General features: G+C 72.3%; 19 protein-coding genes. 12 read left to right on the top strand and 7 right to left on the bottom strand.

Annotation, left to right across the window (positions count from 1 at the left end):
- Positions 1 to 245 precede the first annotated feature (245 nt).
- Positions 246 to 3,419 (top strand): tetratricopeptide repeat protein, encoded by a 3,174-nt coding sequence (locus tag ACFWVC_RS06170; RefSeq protein WP_384279562.1) that lies wholly within the window; start codon positions 246 to 248, stop codon positions 3,417 to 3,419.
- A gap of 88 nt (positions 3,420 to 3,507) precedes the next feature.
- Here ACFWVC_RS06170 and ACFWVC_RS06165 read toward each other — a convergent pair whose 3' ends face one another.
- Positions 3,508 to 3,750, bottom strand: a complete 243-nt coding sequence (locus tag ACFWVC_RS06165) for a hypothetical protein (RefSeq protein WP_384278762.1) — start codon at positions 3,748 to 3,750, stop codon at positions 3,508 to 3,510.
- Positions 3,751 to 3,754: 4 nt separating this feature from the next.
- A complete protein-coding gene (gene mca, locus ACFWVC_RS06160; RefSeq protein ID WP_384278755.1) occupies positions 3,755 to 4,627 on the bottom strand; it encodes a mycothiol conjugate amidase Mca in 873 nt (290 codons plus the stop codon).
- A gap of 105 nt (positions 4,628 to 4,732) precedes the next feature.
- On the opposite strand from mca, the gene ACFWVC_RS06155 reads away from it, so the two are divergent.
- On the top strand, positions 4,733 to 5,143 hold the full coding sequence (locus ACFWVC_RS06155) for a DUF4307 domain-containing protein (RefSeq protein WP_384278749.1): 411 nt from the start codon (positions 4,733 to 4,735) through the stop codon (positions 5,141 to 5,143).
- Positions 5,144 to 5,317: 174 nt separating this feature from the next.
- On the top strand, positions 5,318 to 5,815 hold the full coding sequence (gene greA / locus ACFWVC_RS06150; protein ID WP_360901837.1) for a transcription elongation factor GreA: 498 nt from the start codon (positions 5,318 to 5,320) through the stop codon (positions 5,813 to 5,815).
- Positions 5,816 to 5,909: 94 nt separating this feature from the next.
- Here the strand turns inward: greA and ACFWVC_RS06145 are convergent, their stop codons facing one another.
- The 3 genes from ACFWVC_RS06145 to ilvA all read right to left on the bottom strand — a co-directional run bounded on the left by ACFWVC_RS06145 (position 5,910) and on the right by ilvA (position 9,170).
- The gene (locus ACFWVC_RS06145; protein WP_384278740.1) at positions 5,910 to 6,767 is read right to left on the bottom strand and encodes an ABC transporter permease; all 858 of its coding nucleotides are present in this window, start codon (positions 6,765 to 6,767) and stop codon (positions 5,910 to 5,912) included.
- Positions 6,764 to 7,726 (bottom strand): ATP-binding cassette domain-containing protein, encoded by a 963-nt coding sequence (locus ACFWVC_RS06140; protein ID WP_384278734.1) that lies wholly within the window; start codon positions 7,724 to 7,726, stop codon positions 6,764 to 6,766. The genes ACFWVC_RS06145 and ACFWVC_RS06140 overlap by 4 nt, the downstream gene beginning before the upstream one ends.
- A 283-nt stretch (positions 7,727 to 8,009) precedes the next feature.
- A complete protein-coding gene (gene ilvA, locus ACFWVC_RS06135) occupies positions 8,010 to 9,170 on the bottom strand; it encodes a threonine ammonia-lyase (protein ID WP_384279558.1) in 1,161 nt (386 codons plus the stop codon).
- A gap of 232 nt (positions 9,171 to 9,402) precedes the next feature.
- On the opposite strand from ilvA, the gene ACFWVC_RS06130 reads away from it, so the two are divergent.
- From ACFWVC_RS06130 to ACFWVC_RS06120, 3 genes are read left to right on the top strand one after another with little or no spacing between them, the layout of a single operon-like run.
- The gene (locus tag ACFWVC_RS06130; RefSeq protein ID WP_384278727.1) at positions 9,403 to 9,894 is read left to right on the top strand and encodes a MarR family winged helix-turn-helix transcriptional regulator; all 492 of its coding nucleotides are present in this window, start codon (positions 9,403 to 9,405) and stop codon (positions 9,892 to 9,894) included.
- Between the two features lie 32 nt (positions 9,895 to 9,926).
- Complete coding sequence (locus tag ACFWVC_RS06125; protein ID WP_384278723.1) at positions 9,927 to 10,391, top strand: sigma factor-like helix-turn-helix DNA-binding protein; 465 nt, start codon at positions 9,927 to 9,929, stop codon at positions 10,389 to 10,391.
- Positions 10,388 to 10,633 (top strand): hypothetical protein, encoded by a 246-nt coding sequence (locus ACFWVC_RS06120; RefSeq protein WP_384278719.1) that lies wholly within the window; start codon positions 10,388 to 10,390, stop codon positions 10,631 to 10,633. The genes ACFWVC_RS06125 and ACFWVC_RS06120 overlap by 4 nt, the downstream gene beginning before the upstream one ends.
- A gap of 35 nt (positions 10,634 to 10,668) precedes the next feature.
- Here ACFWVC_RS06120 and ACFWVC_RS06115 read toward each other — a convergent pair whose 3' ends face one another.
- Positions 10,669 to 11,820: a cystathionine gamma-synthase gene (locus ACFWVC_RS06115; RefSeq protein WP_384278716.1), complete on the bottom strand. Its 1,152-nt coding sequence runs from the start codon at positions 11,818 to 11,820 to the stop codon at positions 10,669 to 10,671.
- A gap of 67 nt (positions 11,821 to 11,887) precedes the next feature.
- Here ACFWVC_RS06115 and ACFWVC_RS06110 point away from each other — a divergent pair, with 67 nt between their 5' ends.
- The 5 genes from ACFWVC_RS06110 to ACFWVC_RS06090 all read left to right on the top strand — a co-directional run bounded on the left by ACFWVC_RS06110 (position 11,888) and on the right by ACFWVC_RS06090 (position 14,672).
- Positions 11,888 to 12,928, top strand: a complete 1,041-nt coding sequence (locus tag ACFWVC_RS06110; RefSeq protein ID WP_384278712.1) for a hypothetical protein — start codon at positions 11,888 to 11,890, stop codon at positions 12,926 to 12,928.
- The gene (msrA, locus tag ACFWVC_RS06105; RefSeq protein WP_384278707.1) at positions 12,925 to 13,593 is read left to right on the top strand and encodes a peptide-methionine (S)-S-oxide reductase MsrA; all 669 of its coding nucleotides are present in this window, start codon (positions 12,925 to 12,927) and stop codon (positions 13,591 to 13,593) included. The genes ACFWVC_RS06110 and msrA overlap by 4 nt, the downstream gene beginning before the upstream one ends.
- A complete protein-coding gene (locus ACFWVC_RS06100; RefSeq protein ID WP_384278704.1) occupies positions 13,590 to 13,943 on the top strand; it encodes a hypothetical protein in 354 nt (117 codons plus the stop codon). Before msrA ends, ACFWVC_RS06100 begins: the two co-directional genes overlap by 4 nt.
- Before the next feature lie 109 nt (positions 13,944 to 14,052).
- Positions 14,053 to 14,406: a DUF6247 family protein gene (locus tag ACFWVC_RS06095; protein WP_384279553.1), complete on the top strand. Its 354-nt coding sequence runs from the start codon at positions 14,053 to 14,055 to the stop codon at positions 14,404 to 14,406.
- Positions 14,403 to 14,672: a hypothetical protein gene (locus ACFWVC_RS06090; RefSeq protein ID WP_384278700.1), complete on the top strand. Its 270-nt coding sequence runs from the start codon at positions 14,403 to 14,405 to the stop codon at positions 14,670 to 14,672. The genes ACFWVC_RS06095 and ACFWVC_RS06090 overlap by 4 nt, the downstream gene beginning before the upstream one ends.
- A 27-nt stretch (positions 14,673 to 14,699) precedes the next feature.
- Here ACFWVC_RS06090 and ACFWVC_RS06085 read toward each other — a convergent pair whose 3' ends face one another.
- Complete coding sequence (locus ACFWVC_RS06085; protein ID WP_384278693.1) at positions 14,700 to 15,716, bottom strand: LacI family DNA-binding transcriptional regulator; 1,017 nt, start codon at positions 15,714 to 15,716, stop codon at positions 14,700 to 14,702.
- Positions 15,717 to 16,043: 327 nt separating this feature from the next.
- Here ACFWVC_RS06085 and ACFWVC_RS06080 point away from each other — a divergent pair, with 327 nt between their 5' ends.
- Positions 16,044 to 19,421: a S8 family serine peptidase gene (locus tag ACFWVC_RS06080; RefSeq protein WP_384278686.1), complete on the top strand. Its 3,378-nt coding sequence runs from the start codon at positions 16,044 to 16,046 to the stop codon at positions 19,419 to 19,421.
- Positions 19,422 to 19,468 lie beyond the last annotated feature (47 nt).

The following is a 19,468-nucleotide window of genomic DNA, read 5'->3' as shown; positions in this document are numbered from 1 at the left end:
TGAGCCCGGGCCCACGCGATGTGCGGCCGGCGACGGGCGAGCCCTCCGCGGCCGGCATCCTGCACTCCCCCGACCGGGGGCTGACCTGGGCGGTGGCCGCGTCCACGCTCCCGGCGGGCGATCCGCCCAAGGGCTTCCGCGGTCCTGGCCGCATCGATGGTGTCGCGATGTGGCGGGTTCGGCAGGACACTTGGGGCCTGGCTCGGCGACCGAGGGGGACCGCGTTGACGAAGCGGACTGCGGAACTGCACACCTCCGACCGGGCGGAGGTGTTACGACTGCTGGAGCGGGCCGTTGCGGGAGAGCGACGGCGCAGACGTCCGGAGGACGCCGCCGAGCTGCTGCGCAGGGGGCGCGCGGCACTCGACGGGATCGCGGACGAGGCCGCGGTCGAGTACGCCGCCTACGCGGCCGCGCGGGACGCGGAACGTGCCGGGCGGCGCACCGCGCTCGGCACTCCCGCCCTGGTGACCGCCGTGGCGGCGGTCGCGGCGTGTGTCGCCGACTTCGGCTGGGGCACCGGCGCCGGTACGGCGCTGGGCACCGGCGCGGTCGTGGCCGTGGCCGGGGCAGCGACGACGGCGGCCCGTGCCGCGGGCGGGTCCGGCGCGGCCGGCGGAGGCGCCGGCGAACTGCGCCGCGCCTGGCTGGAGGCGGTGGACCGGCGCGGCGTCCGCCCGTTCCTGGAGCGGCAGCTCACCGCGCCCGCGCCCGCACCGGCCCCCGCCCCGGCCGTTCCCGCGCAGCGGCGCACCGACCGCAGCGCCGCCGCGCGCGGCCGCAGCGCGCTGGAGCAGTCCTTCGCGCAACTGCCCGCCACCGACGGGCCGTTCACCGGCCGCCGGGATCATCTGCGGCAGATCGCCCAGTGGGTCCACCAGGCCCGGGTCTCCCCCGCCAGCGGACCCGTGGTGGTCGTGCTGCACGGCCCGGCCGGCTCCGGGCGCACCACGCTGGCCGTCCGCGCCGCCCAGCAGTTGAAGGACCAGTTCCGCGGCGCCTGCGTGGTCGATCTGCGGGGCGCGGCCCCCGGCGAGCGGCCGCTGCCCACCCGTGACGCGCTGCTCCACCTGCTGAACCGGCTGGGCGCGCCCCGCGAGCAGTTGCTCTTCCGCGAGCGCACGTCCCAGGAGCAGCACCTGCGGCGCCTGGCCGACGAGTACCAGAAGCGGCTGACGGGCGTGCCGGTCGTCGTCGTCCTTGACGACGCGGCCGACGCCGGGCAGGTCAGGGCACTGGTCCCCGAGCGGTCCGACAGCCTCGTGCTGGTGACCGCGGCGGGGCCGCTGGCGCTGGACGTCCCGGCCGCGCGCGTCTACGACCTCAACGTGGAGCCCCTGACGGCGGGCGCCTCACGGGAGTTGCTGGCCGCGCTCGGCGGAGAGGGCAGCGACGGCGGCAGCGAAGGCACGGATGCCGCGCACGCCGAGGAGATCCGGCGGCTGTGCGGCGGCCTCCCACTGGCACTGCGCATCGCGGGCAGTTCGCTGCCCGAGCGCGGGGCCGCGGGCCTCGCGGCCGAACTCGCCGCCTACGGGCCGCTCGACCCGGTCGACCGGGCGCTGGCACTGCGCTACCACGACCAGCCGGAAGCCGCCCGCCGGCTGCTGCGGCGCCTGGCGCTGGCCGGGCGCACCAGTCTCGGGGCGGCGGCGGCCGCGGCACTGCTGGCGGCCGACGAGCAGGAGGCGGCACGCCGGCTGGCCGAACTGGCCGCGGCCGGGCTCATCGAGCACGTACGCGGCAGCCGCTACCGGCTGCACGATCTGGTGCGCCGCTTCGCGCACGCGCGTCTGCTCGACGAGGAGGACCCGGACGAGCGGGCCGCCGCCCAGGAGCGGCTGATCCGCAGCTACGCCGAACTCGCGGACTCCGTGATCCGCCTGGTGGACGGGCGCACCTCCACCCGCGCGGACCGGTTCGGACCGCAGGGCTTCGCCTCGCTGGACCTCGCGCTGCGCTGGCTGGACGAGGAGTCCAGTTTCATCACCGCCGCCCTGCGGCAGGCCGACGGCGTCGACCAGCGGGTCGTGCAGCACCTGCTGGGCGCACTGTGCGACTACTGCCTGCTGCGCGGCGACCTGTACCGGCTGGGCGAGATCAGCGAGCTGGCGCAGCGGCACCAGCGCGAGGCCGACCAGAACGTGCTGGTGCGCTCGGTGCAGTGGCGCACGGGCATCGCCGCCCGGCAGCTCGGCGAGCTCGACAAGGCCCGTTCCACGCTCTCGTCCGTGGTCGACCTGTACTTCGAGGCGCAGCACCCGGCGGGCGCCGCCCGCGCGCTGTGCAGTCTCGGCATCACGCTCCAGCAGCAGGGCAGCCTCCACGAGGCGGAGGAGAAGCTCCGTGAGGCCCTGGAGCTGCAGGCGGCCGAGGAACTGCGCGCCGACCGGGCGTGGACGCAGCACGCGCTGGCGGCGGTGCTGCGCGACGCGGGCCGGCTGGCGGAGGCCCACGACCTGCTGACCGAGTCGCTGGCCCTGCACCGCGAGAGCGAGAGCGTGCACGGCCAGGCCTGGGCCCATCTGCAGCTGGGGCAATGGCAGTTGGCGGTCGGCGACGCGGACCGCGGCGAGGCCGAACTCCAGGCCGCCGGCGAGTGCTACACCGCCACCCGCGATCCGCGCGGCACCGCATGGACGGCCACCCAGCTCGCCCGTGCCCGGCTGCTGCGCGGCGACGCCCCGGCCGCCCAGCGGGTGCTGGGTGACGCGCTGACGCGCCACCGGGCCAACGAGGACGCCCGCGGCGAGGCCTGGTCGCTGTACTACCTCGGCCAGGCGCTGGAGGAGGCCGGGGAGCTCGATCCCGCGCTGCGGGCCCTGGAGCGTTCCCGCACGATGTTCAGCCGCATGCGCGACGTCTACGGGCTGGCCTGCGCCCGGCACCACTCGGCGCGGGTCACCCGCGACCAGCGGGCCGCCCTCACCGGCAATCTGCGCAACAGCGGCTTCGCCCGCCAGTTGCTGCAGGACGCCCGCGCCGACTTCCGCCGTATCGGCGTGCCGCACGGCGAGGCGTGGTCCTGCGTGGAACTGGCGGTGATCGACGCGGGCAACGGCCGCGTCCCGGAGGCGCTGGAGCTGCTGCGGGACGCCGAACGCCTCTTCACCGCCCTGCCCGACCGCCGCGGCGCGGACTGGTCGCGCTTCCTGCAGTGCACGCTGCTGCCGCTGCTGACCGAGGACGGCGCCGCCGAGGCGCGCGAGGGGCTGTCCACACTGCTGCGGGACACCTACGAGGGACGCGACCTGGACCTGGAGGAGTACGCGGAGGCGTACGCCCTGCTGCTGGAGCGCGGCGTCGAACCGGGGACCCCGTGGGAGGCCTGGCGGCTGGGCATGGTGCCGTCACGCGGGGCGCGCATGGCGATGACACCGCCACCCGCGGACCGCGCCTCCGACCTGCACCCGGGCTGAGCGCGGGGGCGCGTCAGAGCATCGCGTCAGGGCAGGCCACAACCCCGGGCGGTCTCCGCCCGGGGTCCCACGGCGTGGTGCGGCCGGGTCAGCCGGCGCGGCCGGAGCCCTTGCCGGGAACCGGCTCCGCGTCCGCGGAGGGGTCCGGCGCCTCGACGAAGTCGATCTTGTGCATCTGCTTGTTCATATTTTTCATCAGCCACCACAGGGACAGGCCGATGAGGGCGAAGATGATGAAGCCCAGGAGTCCGGGCGTCACCTTGTTCTCGTCGAGGTCCTTGACGGCGAGAGGAACGAGCTGGGCTGCGGCCGTGCCGAATGTCGCGTTCACGCGCTCAATTCTCCCGGATGCCCGCGAAGAGGTCGTCCTCGGGGAGGGTGGTGTCCACGCGGGACTTCGCGAGCTCGTAGTCCTCGTTCGGCCAGACCTCCTTCTGGATGTCCATCGGCACGTGGAACCAGGCGCCGTCGGGGTCGATCTGGGTGGCGTGCGCGAGCAGCGCCTTGTCCCGGATCTCGAAGAAGTCGGCGCACGGCACATGGGTGGTCAGGGAGCGCTCGGGCCGGTCGAAGGTCTTCCACCGCTCCAGCCACTCGCCGTACGGGGACTCCAGGCCGCGGGCGAGCAGCGCCTCGTGCAGGGCCACGGTGCGCTGCCGGTTGAAGCCCTGGTTGTAGTAGAGCTTCAGCGGCGTCCAGGGCTCGCCGGCCTCGGGGTAGCGCTCCGGGTCGCCGGCCGCCTCGAAGGCGATCACCGAGATCTTGTGGGTCATGATGTGGTCGGGGTGCGGGTACCCGCCGTTCTCGTCGTACGTGGTGATCACGTGCGGACGGAACTCGCGGATGAGCCGCACCAGTGTCCCGGCGGCCTCGTCCACGTCCTGGAGGGCGAAGCAGCCCTCGGGCAGCGGCGGCAGCGGGTCGCCCTCCGGAAGGCCGGAGTCGACGTAGCCGAGCCAGGACTGCTTGACGCCCAGGATCTCGCGGGCCTCGTCCATCTCCTTGGCGCGGACCTCGTGGATGTGCTCCTCGATGTACGTGTCGCCCTGGAGCTTGGGATTGAGTACGGAACCGCGCTCGCCTCCCGTGCAGGTGGCGACCAGGACGTCGACGCCGTCGGAGACGTACTTGGCCATGGTGGCCGCGCCCTTGCTCGACTCGTCGTCGGGGTGGGCGTGCACGGCCATCAGTCGCAGCTGATCGGTCAAGGTTGGATCCTCAGTCGGGGGTCGGAGTAGCGACTTCTATAGTGACCGAAGCAAGGGGCTGTTTAATTCCAGGGCGGGATTCCCCGCCCCCGGGAGGACTGATCGATGAGCGCGGTGACCCGGCAGGTGCCCGAGGGCCGGTACGGCCGGAGCGCGGACGCGGACGCCCGCGCCGACCGCACACTCAAGATCATCGGGGCCGTGCTGGGCGCGTTGACGCTGGTCCTGCTGGTGTGGATCGGCTGGGACAAGATCGCCGGCACCCAGGTCAGCGGCGAGGTGATCAAGTTCCAGGTGGTCTCCGACCACGAGGTCCAGGTCCATCTGGAAGTGCGCAAGAACACGGATGTCACCGCGGTGTGCACGCTGCGCTCGGTCGCCGAGGACCACTCCGAGGTGGGCCGCCGGGATGTCCGGCTCAATCAGCACAGCGGTCGCGTCGACACCGTGGCCACCATTCGCACCACCAGTCGCGGGACTTCCGCGGAGCTGATCGGCTGCCAGCCGACACACTGATCGCGCAGACTCCGCCGATACCGGCGTGACCTGCGCTGATGCCCTCTTGACGATTTTCCTCTCGCCGATTGTCGGGGGGAATTGTTAGGCTCGTGGTTTCGCCCTCCCGCGAAGACGCATCTTTCTGGGTAGGGCGTTCATTTGTAAGCAAGCGAGTACCGACGAGGAGCACCTGTGACCCAGACCAGTGAGAACGTCACCTGGCTGACCCAGGAGGCGTACGACCAGCTCAAGGCCGAGCTGGAGCATCTGTCTGGTCCGGCGCGCGCCGAGATCGTCGCCAAGATCGAGGAAGCCCGCCAGGAAGGCGATCTCAAGGAGAACGCCGGCTACCACGCGGCGCGTGAGGACCAGGGCAAGCTGGAGCTCCGGATCCGCCAGCTGACGCAGCTGCTTCAGCACGCCAAGGTGGGCGAGGCCCCCGCGGACAACGGTGTGGTCGCGCCCGGCATGGTCGTCACGATCGCCTTCGACGGCGACCCGGACGACACCCTGACCTTCCTGCTCGGCTCGCGCGAATACGTGTCGTCGGACCTGGAGACCTACTCGCCGCAGTCCCCGCTCGGCTCGGGTGTGAACGGCAAGAAGGTCGGCGAGGACGCGAGCTACGAGCTCCCCAACGGCAAGAAGGCCTCGGTGAAGATCATCGAGGCGAAGCCGTACAGCGGCTGACACACGGCGGGCCCCGGCACACCGGCAGCCCCGCCCACGGACACAGCGGAGCCCCCGGCCACGACGGCCGGGGGCTCCCGTTGCGTCCGCACGCTCACGCGGTGGCGGAGCGGTACTTGCGCACGGCCAGGGTCCGGAAGACCACGATGATCACGACCGACCACAGCACCGAGGCGAGCGCCGGATGCTGCATCGGCCAGGCGTCCGCCGCCTGGTAGTTGGGCGGCAGGTTGCCGAACAGCTCACGGCAGGCCAGCACGGTGGCGCTGAAGGGGTTCCACTCGGCGATGTGCCGCAGCCACGGGGTCATCTGGTTGGAGTCCACGAAGGCGTTCGAGATGAACGTCAGCGGGAACAGCCAGATCAGACCGCCGGAGGTGGCCGCCTCCGGGGTCCGGACCGACAGGCCGATCAGGGCGCCGATCCAGGAGAACGCGTAGCCGAGCAGGAGCAGCAGCGCGAACGCCCCGATCGCCTTGGGCAGGCCCTCGTGGATGCGCCAGCCGACGAGCACCGCGACGATCGCGAGCACGACGACGGTCAGCGCCGTCTGCACCAGGTCGGCCAGGGTGCGGCCGGTGAGCACCGCGCCGCGGGCCATCGGCAGCGACCGGAAGCGGTCGATGAGGCCCTTGTGCATGTCGTCGGCGATGCCCGCGCCCGCGCCGGCGGTCGCGAAGGTGACGGTCTGGGCGAAGATGCCCGCCATCAGGAACTCGCGGTAGACCGCCGGGCTCGTGGAGCCGCCGACGTTCATGGAGCCGCCGAAGACGTAGCTGAACAGCACCACGAACATGATCGGCTGGACGAGGCCGAAGATGACGACCTCGGGGATCCGCATCATGCGGATCAGGTTGCGCTGGGCCACCACCAGCGAGTCGCGGACGGACTGCACGAACGGGTTGGTGGGGCGCGGCTTGGCGGTGGGTACCGCGTCGGTCGCCGTGGTCACTGGGACTCCTCTTCCTTCTCCTCGGCGGCGTGGCCGGTGAGCGACATGAAGACATCGTCGAGCGTGGGGCGGCGCAGACCGATGTCGTCGATCTCGATGCCGCGGGTGTCGAGTTCGCGGATGACCTCCGCGAGCAGCTTCGCGCCGCCGGTGACGGGCACGGTGATCCGGCGGGTGTGGTTGTCGAGCGAGGTGTCGCCCTTGCCGAAGCCCTGGAGCACCTCGGTGGCGGTGGTCAGGTGCTCGCGGTCGTGCACGACGACCTCGACGCGCTCGCCGCCGGTACGCGCCTTGAGCTCGTCGGAGGTGCCGCGTGCGATGACCTTGCCGTGGTCGATCACGCAGATGTCGTGCGCGAGGTGATCGGCCTCCTCCAGATACTGCGTGGTGAGCAGCAGGGTGGTGCCGCCGGCCACGAGGTCCTGGATGACCTCCCACAGGGCGAGGCGGTTGCGCGGGTCGAGGCCGGTGGTCGGCTCGTCCATGAACATCACCGGCGGCCGGACGACCAGCGCGGCCGCCAGGTCCAGGCGGCGGCGCATGCCACCGGAGTAGGTCTTGGCCGTACGGTCGGCCGCGTCGGCGAGGTTGAAGCGCTCCAGCAGCTCGGTGGCGCGCGCCTTCGCGTCCCGGGAGGACATCTGGTACAGACGCCCGACCATCTGCAGGTTCTCGCGGCCGGTCAGGTACTCGTCGACGGCGGCGAACTGACCGGACAGGCCGATCTGCCGGCGCACCTCGTTGGGGTGCTTGAGCACGTCGATACCGGCGACGACGGCCTTGCCGCTGTCCGGCTGCAGCAGGGTGGTCAGGACGCGGACGGCGGTGGTCTTCCCGGCTCCGTTCGGGCCGAGCAGGCCCAGGACGGTACCTTCGGGGACGTCGAGGTCCACTCCGTCCAGTGCCCGTACGTCACCGAAGGTCTTCACCAGACCTTCGGCGTGGATGGCGCCTGGCATGCGTTGTCTCCCCTTCAGGGCATGAGTGAGATGTGGGGGATGCACGGGCGTGCGGCCGGAGCGGCGGCACACGTCGATACATCGCGAGCATCCCAGACGCGATATATCGCGTCAACCGGTTTTTTTCGCGGCTCCTTCTCCCGCGTTCCACCGCGTCCGCAACACCCGTGTCCAGCCTGCCGCACGCCACTGACAATCGGGGCCCGCCGGCGGGCGCACCCTGGTCACACCCTGATCACACCCAGGTCACACGCCCCGGTCGCACGCCCTGAGCACACCGAGGTCAGAGCAGCGTGTACCCCGCGGCCCGCAGCGCCGAGCCCACCGCCTCCCGGTGCTCGGGCCCGCGCGTCTCCAGGCGCAGTTCGACCTCGGCCTCGGTCAGCCCCAGCCGGGAATCGGTACGGACGTGCGCGATGTCCAGGATGTTGGCGTCGCTCTCCGAGAGGATCCCCAGCAGCGCCGCCAGCGCGCCCGGCCGGTCCGTCAGCCGCAGCCTGAGCGACAGATAGCGGCCGGCCGCCGACATGCCGTGCCGCAGGAGGCGCTCCATCAGCAGCGGGTCCACGTTGCCGCCCGACAGCACGGCCACCACCGGCCCCTCGAACGCTTCCGGCCGGGCCAGCAGCGCGGCCACCGGGCTCGCCCCGGCGGGCTCCACGACCTGCTTGGCCCGCTCCAGGCAGAGCAGCAGCGCCTTGGACAGCTCGTCCTCGCTGACCGTGTGCACATCGTCCAGCAGATCCCGGATGATGCCGAACGGCACGTCCCCGGGGCAGCCCACCTTGATGCCGTCCGCCATGGTGGCCACGGTGTCCAGCACCACCGGGCGCCCGGCCCGCAGCGACGGCGGGTACGCGGCCGCCCCCTCCGCCTGCACCCCGATCACGCGGACGTCGGAGCGCACCGACTTCACCGCCAGCGCCACGCCCGCGGCGAGCCCGCCGCCGCCGACACCGACCACGATCGTGCGCACCTCGGGACACTGCTCCAGGATCTCCAGCCCCACCGTGCCCTGGCCCGCGATGATGTCGGGGTGGTCGAAGGGGTGGATGAAGACGGCACCGGTCTCCTCCGCGTACACACGGGCGGCGTGCAGCGTCTCGTCCACCACCTGCCCGTGCATCCGCACCTCGGCCCCGTACTCGCGGGTGGCCGCCACCTTGGGCAGCGGGGCGCCGACGGGCATGAAGACGGTGGAGCGCACCCCCAGCAGCGAGGCCGCCAGCGCCACGCCCTGCGCGTGGTTGCCCGCGCTCGCCGCGACGACCCCGGCCGCCCGCTCCTCCGGCCGCAGCCCCGCGATCCGCACGTAGGCGCCGCGCACCTTGAAGGAACCGGTGCGCTGAAGGTTCTCGCACTTGAGGTGCACCGGCGCGGACACCAGTCCCGAGAGGTAGCGGCTGCCCTCCATCGGGGTCGTCCGGGCCACCCCGGACAGCATCTTGTGCGCACCGCGGATGTCGTCGATGGTGACCGGGTGCGCGGGGGGCGGGCCCGCCGGACGGCGCACGGGACGTACAGGGCTTGCCGGGCTTTCCATGAGCCCCAGTCTTGCAGCAGGACGTCCCAAGGCCCGGTACGAAGCAGTTTTCCCCGGTGGGGTCCCGGGGTGACGCTCTCCGCGTACTCTTCTCCCAACCTTCGCAGGACCGACAGAACGCGAGCTTCCGGCCATGCCCATTCCCTCGGAGACAACGACCGACCTCCTGGAGCGCCTGCAGCACCAGGTGGCTCTCTTCGCCCGGCGCGCGGAGCAGACCCGTCTTGGTGGCGTCGGCAAGGCCCGCAACTCCATGGACCGGGCGGCATACCTGCTGCTCAACCGGCTGGACAACGAGGGTCCTATGGGTGTCAAGGCGCTCGCCGAGGGCATGGGCATCGACTCCTCGACCGTCACCCGGCAGGTCGCGCCGCTCGTCGACAGCGGTCTGGTCAAGCGCACCTCGCACCCCGAGGACGGGCGCGCGGTGGTCCTCGCGCTCTCCCCCCGGGGGCGCACGCGCCTCGAAGAGGTGCGCACCTCGCGCCGTGAGCTCATGTCGGTCGTGACGGAGGACTGGACCGAGCAGGAACGGGAGATGTTCACCGATCTCCTCGGCCGTTTCAACTCCGCTTTGGCGGACTATCACTTGGGGATGACGTCCGGGGACGAGCAGAGCTCTTGACCTGAGGTCGCCGTCTGCCGTCCCATGGCGCTGTGGGAGAGCGCCGGGCGGCAGCGGAACGCCTGCGCGACGCCGAGTTCGCGGCGTTCGCGGCGGGGGCGGCAGGACGTCTGCTGCATGCCGCCACCCTGCTCGCCGGCGACCGCGACGAGGGCACCGAGCTGCTGTGCGCCGCCCTGTCCCGGACGTACGCGGACTGGTTCCGGCTGCGCGGCGAGGACCCGTACGTCCACACCCGCGCCGAGATCGTCCGCCGCTTCGCGCTGCGGCCCCGGTGGCGGCGGCCGCGCGGCGGACTGCTCGGGGCGCTGACCGTCCAGGAGCGGCTGGTGATCGTCCTGCGGCTGTACGAGGGGATCGCGGAGGAGCAGACCGCCGCCCAGCTCGGCATGCCGGTCGACCGGGTGCGGATGGTGTGCCTGCGGGCCACGGCCGCCCTGCGCGACCGGCGCCCGACGGCCGAACCCGCGCCCCAGGTGCGGGAGGCGGCCTCATGACGCTGCAGGAGCGCAAGGAGGACGAGGTCCGCCGGCTGCTGGACGGCGCGCACCCCCTCGTCCCCGCCGACCTCGCCCCCAGGGCCGCCGAACGCGGCAGGCGCGTCCTCGCGCGCCGCCGCGTCCTGCACGTCCTGCTGTGGGCGCTGCTGCTGGCCGGCCTGACCGCCGCCCTGGTGGCGGCCGCCCTGTGGTGGCCGGACCCGCAGCCGCTGCAGACGACGCCCCTGGTCTACTGGTAGCGGACGCCGCGGGAAACGCGGCGCCCGCGCCCGCATCAGCCCAGGGCGTGCCGCAGGTCCTCCAGCAGGTCGTCGACGGACTCGATGCCCACCGAGAGACGCACCAGGTCGGCCGGCACCTCCAGCGCCGAACCGGCCGCCGAGGCGTGCGTCATCCGGCCCGGGTGCTCGATCAGCGACTCCACGCCGCCCAGCGACTCCCCGAGGGTGAACAGCCGGGCCCGGTTGCAGACCTCGACCGCCGCCTCCTCGCCGCCGGCGACGCGGAACGAGACCATGCCGCCGAAGCGCTTCATCTGCTTGGCCGCGACGTCGTGCCCCGCGTGCTCGGCCAGGCCCGGGTAGAAGACCTGGGTGACCTTCGGGTGCGTGGACAGCAGGTCCGCGACCTTCTCCGCGTTGTCGCTGTGCCGGTCCATGCGCACCGCGAGGGTCTTGATGCCGCGCATGACCAGCCAGGCGTCGAAGGGGCCGGCGACCGCGCCCATCGCGTTCTGGTGGTAGGCCAGTTCCTCGCCGAGGCCCGCCTCGGCCGCGATCAGCGCGCCGCCGACCACGTCTGAGTGGCCGCCCATGTACTTGGTCGTGGAGTGCACGACCACGTCGGCGCCGAGCGACAGGGGCTGCTGCAGGTAGGGGCTGGCGAAGGTGTTGTCGACCACGAGCCGGGCGTCCGCGCCGCGCGCGATGTCCGCGAGCACGGCGATGTCGGTGATGCCGAGCAGCGGATTGCTGGGCGTCTCGACCCAGATGACCCGGGTGTTGGGGCGGATCTCGGCCCGCACCGCCGCCGGGTCGGAGGTGTCGGCGACCGACCACTGCACGCCCCAGCGCTCCACGACCTTCGCGAAGAGCCGGAAGGTGCCGCCGTAGGCGTCGTTCGGGATGACGACGTGGTCGCCGGGCTTCAGGACCGTGCGCAGCAGGCAGTCCTCGGCCGCCAGCCCCGACGCGAAGGCCAGGCCGCGCCGGCCGCCCTCCAGCGCCGCGAGGTTCTCCTCCAGCGCCGTGCGGGTCGGATTGGCGCTGCGGCTGTACTCGTAGCCGCCGCGCAGACCGCCGACGCCGTCCTGCTTGTACGTGGAGACCTGGTAGATCGGCGTCACGACGGCCCCGGTCTGGGCGTCGGCCGCCTGACCCGCGTGGATCGCGAGGGTCTCGAAGTTCTGATGCTGCTGCTCGCTCATAGCGCCGAGCGTAGTGCGAGCGACGGGACGGGGGCGTGCCGGCCGGGCGCGCGTACGCTTGCTCATCATGGAATTCCTCTGGGTGCTGTACGGAGTGCTCCTGATCGCCGCCGTCGTGATGTGGCCCCGCCTGCTGCGCGGCCGCGCCGAGTGGGCCAGGGCGGCGGCCGACCCCGCCCTGTACGGGTTCGTGTCCCAGGACATGATCGACATCCGGCTGCCGGGGCCCGACCCCGAACTGACCCAGGCCCTCACCGCGACCCAGCGGACCCAGGACTGGCACGCGGTGTCCGCGCTGCTCAAGGGCACGCCGGTGGAGGGCGAGGCCCGCTGGCAGCGGGTCCAGACGCTGGCCGGGGCGGCAGCGGTGGAGCTGACCCGGGCACCCGGCAAGGGCGGGGCATGGCTGCGCACCTGGCGGGTGGAGGAACCGGGGGACCCGGGCGGCGCCGCCGTCCAGGCCGCGTTCCTGGTGCAGCAGGCGCGGCGCGCCCCGGCGGACTCGCCGGACGTGACGATGATCCTGGAGGAGGCCCGCACGGTCGCGACGGAGGCCGCGCTGCTGGCGCCGGGCGACCCGGTCCCGTACATCGTCGACCTCGCCGCGGACGGCGACTTCGAGACCTCCTGGGAGAAGATCACCGGCCTCGCCCGGCACCACATGGGCGCGCACCTCGTCGCCCTGTCCCGGCTGCCCGAGCAGGCCGCCCGCGACTTCGCCGAGCGCGCCGCCGCCTACGGGCCGCAGGGCAGCCTGCTGCCGGCGCTGCCGCTCTTCCAGGTCTTCGCGCACCTGCCGGAACTCATCCTGAGCAGCGGCTTCTACCAGAGCGAGGTCATCTCCCGGGCAGTCGGCGGCGCCCTCTATGCCACGGAGCACGCCTCCCCCAACGACCCGGTGGTGCCGCTGGTGCGGCACCTGCTGATCTCCTTCCTGGTGCGGGCCGAGCGCTACCCCGAGGCCGTCGAACAGATCCGGCACGTCGACGGGTTCGCGGGCGCGGCCCCCTGGTCGTACGCCGACGACCCCGCCGCCGCGTACGCCCTCTACCGCGCCCAGGCCATCGCCGGCCTCCAGCGCAACTCCGCCCCGGGTCCGGCCCGTTGACGGTGACGCCCTTCCCCCACCACGGCCTGCGCCTGCCCTCCCCCGAGGAGGCCCTGCCCGGCCGCCCCGCCCCGCCGCACGCCCTGCCCGCGCGGCACGTCCTGCTCGACACCCCGCTCGCCGGCCCCTACCCCGCCGGGCTGGAGGTCGCCGACCTCGCCCTCGGCTGCTTCTGGGGCGCCGAACGCACCTTCTGGCGCCTGCCCGGCGTGTGGACCACCCTCGTCGGCTACCAGGGCGGCCACACCGCGCACCCCGCCTACGAGGAGGTGTGCAGCGGCCTCACCGGTCACGCGGAGACGGTGCGGGTGGCCTTCGACCCCGCCCTCCTCCCCTACGACGGGCTCTTGCGCGCCTTCTGGGAGGCCCACGACCCCACGCAGGGCTACCGCCAGGGCCACGACCACGGCACCCAGTACCGTTCCGCCCTGCGCACCCACTCCCCGCGACAGCACGCCGCCGCCCTCGCCTCCCGCGAGCGCTACGCCGCCGCCCTCCACGCCGCCGGCCACGGCCCCGTCACCACCGAGATCGCCCCCGCCGGCCCCTTCTACCCAGCCGAGGCCCGCCACCAGCAGTACCTCGCCAAGAACCCCGCGGGCTACTGCGGCATCGGCGGCACGGGCGTCGCCTGCCCCGCGAACCCGGCCGTGCCCGGCCGGTGACCCCGCCGCCGGAGCAGCACGTCCTCGGGGGCGGCTGGGTGTTCGAGGAGAACCTCCGGCCGCTGTGCCGGCTCCTGTCCGACCTCGTCGGCTACGACTTCGACGACTCCGACTGGCAGGCGGTCGAGTACGGCCTGTCCACCACCGACGACGACCGCGCCGGCGCCGACTGGTTCCTCTACCCCCTCGTCGGCCGCGGGCGCGTGGACGTGCGCATGGCCCGGTCGGCCGGGGGCTCGGTCGTCTCGGTCCAACTCCTCGGCGCCGCCGACGAGGTACTGGAGGCACAGGTCGAGGTACTGATCCGCTTCCTCTCGGAGCACTACGCGCACGACAGACCGGCGCCATGATCGACGTCGCCGAGGATCCCGGCTCGGGCCTCACCCGATCGGGGGCCGGCGTCAGGCTTCCGCTGAGTAGGCTGGCGCGAGGGTTCAGAATCAGCCCATGGGAGAACCGATGACCGCCTCCAGCGCCGGGCAGCCCCTCATCCCTCGGCCGCCTGCCACCGTGACGGCGCTGCGCCAGGCGATCGCGCAGATCGCGCCGGCGGCTCTGCCCGCGTTCACACACGAACTCGACCAGGCGGCGGACCAGTCCCGCCAGGGATCGGACCTCGCTCCGCTGCGGCGGTTCATCGCGCAGTGGTCGGCGTATGTGCACATCCAGCGACACCCCCAGCTCGCGGCGGACATGCGGCACTGGGAAGAGGTGGCGGAATCAGGTGACGCCGTCCAGGCCGGCAAAGCGGCAGCGGAGATCGGCCGGATCCTCGACACCGCCCATGCCGCCGTCGCGGTCCACCAGCGGTGAGCGACTGGCGCTGGGAGTACGACCCGGACCACGCGCACGTCACCGGTGGCGTTCCCGGCTTCGTCGTCGCCGAAGTGGAGCGCCTTGCCGGGCAGTTGATCGAACTGGCCGATACGGGCGTCGATCTCCGCGACTTCGGCAGCGGCCCCCGGCCCGGTGGTCTGCGCCACATGGACGCGGCAGGCGGCAGGTTCTACTTTCTGGTGGCCCCGCGGGCCCGTCTCTTGGTCGTGGTGAGGATCATGCCGCCGTTCGACGCCGCCTGAGGACGCACCCGGGGCGATCACCGGGAACTACACCGGCACGGGCCCGCTGCTGTCGCGGACCGTCAGGCGGGGGTCGATGAGGTGGACCCCGGGAGAGGACGCGGAGGGACGGTCGCCGAGTTTCGTCATGACGAGGTCGACGGCGCGGCGGCCCATCTCCTCCGCGGGGATGGCGACCGAGGTCAGCCGGGGCGCCGACTGGGTGGCGACCTGGTCGGGGCAGACGGCGATGACGGAGACGTCCTCGGGGACCGCGCGGCCGCGCTGGCGCAGGAGGGACAGCAGGGGGCCGATGGCGGCCTCGTTCTGGACGACGAGGGCGGTGGTGTCGGGCCGTTCCTCGAAGATGCGGGAGACGGTGCCGGCGGTGGACTCCCAACTGCCCTCGCAGGGGCGGTGGATGAGCCGCAGGCCGCGCACGGCGGCGCGGGCGCGCAGGCCCTGGAGGGTGCGTTCGGCGAAGCCGGTGTGCCGCTGGTAGACCGCGGCGGCCTCGCCGACGACGGCGACGTCGCGATGGCCGAGGTCGGCGAGGTGGTCGACGCAGAGCGCGCCGGTGGCCTCGAAGTCGAGGTCGACGCAGGTGAGTCCGGCGGGGTCGGCGGGCAGGCCGATGAGGACCGCGGGCCGGTCGCCGGCGCGGAGCAACGGAATGCGCTCGTCGTGGAGTTCGACGTCCATGAGGATCATCGCGTCGGCCAGCCCGCTCGCGGCGACCCGGCGCACCGCGGTCGGCCCCTCCTCGCCGGTGAGCAGCAGCACGTCATGGCCGTGCTGCCGCGCCGTGGTGGCGACGGCGATGGCGATCTCCATCATGACGGGGACGTACATGTCTGTACGCAACGGCACCATCAGGGCGATGATGTTGGATCGGCTGCTGGCCAGCGCCCGGGCGCCGGCGTGGGGGTGGTAGCCGAGCTCCTGGATGCTGCGCTCGACCCGGTGCCGCGTGGCCTCGGAGATGGACCGCTTGCCGCTCAGGACGTACGACACGGTGCTGGCGGAGACCCCGGCGTGCCGGGCGACCTCGGCGAGCGTGACCATCCGGCGGCTCCCTCGGGTGGACGGGCGGCGGGCGTGGCGGAGCGGGCGAAGTGAGGCGTTCGCGGTGAAGCGCTTCGACGTCAGACCGTATCCAGTGCCCGAAACCCTGTCCAGAGACGTGTCGAAGCGCTTCACCGCACCCCCCGTACGGATCGCATGGACGCACGGAGGACACTTGGCCGAATCCGCCGCGATGTTTACGGGTGAGGCCCTGGAGCCCCCCGGGGCACGCGGTGGATACTGAGCAGTAAGGCGGGGGGCTTCGCCGGGGGATTCGCCGTGGGGGGAACATCGCGTGCGCGCCCGGCAAGAGGACTCCCGCGTGTCATGACACAGACACAAGGGGAGAAGTTGCACGCACAGTGGAGCAAGGCGCGCGCGTCAGCGCTCGCAGCGGGGGTCGTCGCGGTACTGACCGCGGGCGTCGTCCTGCCGGCCACCGCGGCCGGACCGGCGGGAACGCCGGGAGCACGGACGTCGGCCGACTCCGACGCCGCCCGGCAGGGCGGGCCGACGTGGCTCACCCTGATCACGGGTGACCAGGTCGCCGTGGACGCCAAGGGCAAGCCCGTCGCCGTGAAGCGCGCGAAGGGCCGCGAGGGCATACCGGTCCAGATACGCCGGCAGAACGGCCATGTCTACGTCGTCCCGCAGGACGCGACGCAGCTCATCGCCCAGGGGCGAGTCGACCGCAGGCTCTTCGACGTGACCACGCTCAGCCGCGCGGAGTACCGCAAGGCGGCGCAGCGGCACGGCCTCGGGCTGATCGTCACGTACAAGGGCGGTGCGCCGGAGGCCAAGTCCGCACTGCACGCGGCCGAGGGCACGAAGGTGACGAACACCTTCAAGCAGCTGAACGGCGAGTCCGTCACCGCCCCCGAGAAGGACGCCACCGACGTCTGGTCGGCGCTGACCAACGGCAGAAACGGTTCGCCGTACGCCTCCGCCGAGTCCGGCCTGGGCACGGTCTGGCTGAACGCGATCCAGAAGGCCGCGCTCGACAAGAGCGTGCCGCAGATCGGCGCGCCGACCGCGTGGGCCGCCGGCTACGACGGCAAGGGCATCAAGATCGCCGTCCTGGACACCGGAGTCGACACCCACCACCCGGACCTGCCCGCGGGCACCAAGGTGGTGGACGTCAAGAACTTCTCGGACTCCGGCAACTCCGACGACCACTACGGCCACGGCACCCACGTCGCCTCCATCGCGGCCGGCACCGGCGCGAAGTCGGGCGGCAAGTACAAGGGCGTCGCCCCGGGCGCGCAGATCATCAGCGGCAAGGTGCTGGACGACGAAGGCTTCGGTGACGACGCCGGCATCATCAAGGGCCTGGAGTGGGCCGCCGCGCAGGGCGCCAGGATCGTCAACCTGAGCCTCGGCGGCACCGACACCCCGGGTGTCGACCCGATCGAAGCGGCCGTCAACAAGCTGTCCGCCGGCGACAAGGCCCCGCTGTTCGTCATCGCGGCGGGCAACGAGGGCGACCAGGCCTCCACCGTCGGCTCCCCCGGCAGCGCGGACGCCGCGCTGACCGTCGGCGCCGTCGACAAGAGCGACAAGCTGGCCGACTTCTCCTCGCGCGGTCCGCGCGTGGGCGACGGCGCGATCAAGCCCGATGTCACCGCCCCCGGCGTGGACATCACCGCGGCCGCGGCCAAGGGCAGTGTCATCGACACCGACCCGGAGGTCCCGCACCCCGCGGACGGCTACCTGACCATCTCCGGCACCTCCATGGCGACCCCGCACGTCACGGGCGCCGCGGCGATCCTCGCCCAGGAGCACCCGGACTGGACGGGCCAGCAGATCAAGACCGTCCTCATCGGCTCCGCGGAGGACGGCGGCTACACCCCGTTCCAGCAGGGCTCCGGCCGGATCGACGTGGCCCGCGCGATCGGGCAGAGCGTCGTCGCCGAGCCGGCGTCGCTGAACTTCGGCACCGCCCTGTGGCCGCACGACGACGACCCCCAGCTGACGAAGACCGTCACCTACCGGAACTCCGGTCAGCAGGACGTCACCCTCGACCTGTCGCTCACCGGCCAGGGGCCGCGCGGCGGCGCCGCCCCCGCGGGCTTCTTCACCCTCGACAAGCAGCAGGTGACGGTCCCCGCGGGCGGGACCGCCGAGGCGACCGTGACCGTCGACTCCACCATCGGCGGCACCATCGACGGCGCCTACAGCGCCTACGTGGTGGCCACCGGCGGCGGCCAGACCGTCCGCACCGCGGCGGCCGTGGTCCGCGAGACCGAGGCGTACAACCTCACCATCAACAACCTGGACCGCGACGGAAAGCCGGCCGCGACCTTCGACACGCTGGTCACCGACCTGGACGGCTTCGGCTCCGCCCAGGAACTGACCGCGGGCACCACCACGGTGCGGGTGGCCAAGGGCACCTACAGCGTGGACAGCCTGATCATGAAGCTGGCGGCCGACGGCGAGACGCCTCTGCGGGCGGACTGGCTGACCCGCCCGGTGGTGAAGATCACCGGTGACACCACGCTGACCTTCGACGCGCGCACCGCGAAGCCCTTCGTCTTCAAGCTGCCCGACTCCGCGGCCAAGCAGACCGACCTCAGCGTCGGTTACAGCCTGGAGTACGGCGACGGAGGCAGCGGGCTGAGCTTCGACACCGGCACCATGACCGACTTCCGCACCGCGCACATCGGTCCCGAGCTCACCGCGTCCCAGTTCCAGGCCTCGGTGTCGGGCGTCTTCGAGCACGGCTCGAAGCTCTTCAACGTGGCCTACGGGCGCACCAAGTCCTTCTACACGGGCTACACCAAGACCGTGCCGAGCAGTGACCTGGCCAAGATCAACACTACGGCCGGCGCCCCGGCGGCGAAGAAGTACGGCCTGCTGTTCAGCATGCCCAGGGTCAACGACTCCTTCGCCATCGCGACCGGCGTCCCCGCCAAGCTGCCGTACACCAAGACCGTGTACCTCAACGCCACCGGCATGACCTGGATGCAGTCCTTCGCGCAGTTCGGCGACGGGGTGCTGCCCGACGCGCAGTGGTTCGTCGACGAGCGGGCCTACGGCAAGGGGAAGAGCTACAGCCGCACCTGGAACGTCGGCGTCTTCGGCCCGAAGCTCGACTCCGACTCGGGACTGTTCCGCTCCGGGGACGAGATCTACGGCTACGTGGGCACCTTCGACGACGGATCGGGCCACGACGGCTACTCCGACTACGACAAGGGCACCACGACCCTCTACCGGAACGGCACGAAGGTCGGGACCGCCGACGGCACGCTCGACGACGGCGCCTTCTTCACCGTCCCGACCGGCAAGGCGAGCTACCAGCTCACCACCACGGTGAGCCGCAGCAAGCCGGCCGCCGTCAGCACCAAGATCACCTCGACCTGGACGTTCACCTCCCAGCACGTCTCGCCCTTCGACGAGGTGAAGCTGCCCGCCTCCGTGGTCCGCTTCACCCCGGCGCTGAGCTCCACGAGCACCTCCGGGGCCGGCATCACCAAGACCATCCCGGTCTCGGTGCAGGGCTCGGCCGCGGGCTCCAACCTCAAGTCGCTGAAGGTGTACTACTCCACCGACGGCGGCGCGCACTGGAAGGCGCTCACCGTCAAGAGCGGCAAGGTGACGCTGAAGAACCCCAAGGCCGGCACGGGCGTCTCGCTCAAGGCCGTGGTGACCGACAAGAAGGGCAACACGCTCTCCCAGTCGATCTACAACGCCTACCGCACGAAGTAACCCGCGCGCAGGTCAGGGTGGCCCGCCCGGAACGGAAACCTCCGTTC

This window comes from Streptomyces sp. NPDC058691 (genome assembly GCF_042714775.1).
In the GTDB taxonomy this organism is placed as follows: Bacteria; Actinomycetota; Actinomycetes; order Streptomycetales; family Streptomycetaceae; genus Actinacidiphila.
This window is presented reverse-complemented; position numbering and strand designations above follow the sequence as displayed.

Coding starts and splice junctions, on each gene's coding strand:
- ACFWVC_RS06130 (WP_384278727.1), top strand. CDS start 9,403: ATGCCCATTCCCTCGGAGACAACGACCGACCTCCTGGAGCGCCTGCAG.
- ACFWVC_RS06115 (WP_384278716.1), bottom strand. CDS start 11,820: ATGAGCGAGCAGCAGCATCAGAACTTCGAGACCCTCGCGATCCACGCG.
- ACFWVC_RS06120 (WP_384278719.1), top strand. CDS start 10,388: ATGACGCTGCAGGAGCGCAAGGAGGACGAGGTCCGCCGGCTGCTGGAC.
- ACFWVC_RS06155 (WP_384278749.1), top strand. CDS start 4,733: ATGAGCGCGGTGACCCGGCAGGTGCCCGAGGGCCGGTACGGCCGGAGC.
- ACFWVC_RS06085 (WP_384278693.1), bottom strand. CDS start 15,716: ATGGTCACGCTCGCCGAGGTCGCCCGGCACGCCGGGGTCTCCGCCAGC.
- ACFWVC_RS06110 (WP_384278712.1), top strand. CDS start 11,888: ATGGAATTCCTCTGGGTGCTGTACGGAGTGCTCCTGATCGCCGCCGTC.
- ilvA (WP_384279558.1), bottom strand. CDS start 9,170: ATGCTGTCCGGGGTGGCCCGGACGACCCCGATGGAGGGCAGCCGCTAC.
- ACFWVC_RS06080 (WP_384278686.1), top strand. CDS start 16,044: ATGACACAGACACAAGGGGAGAAGTTGCACGCACAGTGGAGCAAGGCG.
- ACFWVC_RS06140 (WP_384278734.1), bottom strand. CDS start 7,726: ATGCCAGGCGCCATCCACGCCGAAGGTCTGGTGAAGACCTTCGGTGAC.
- ACFWVC_RS06095 (WP_384279553.1), top strand. CDS start 14,053: ATGACCGCCTCCAGCGCCGGGCAGCCCCTCATCCCTCGGCCGCCTGCC.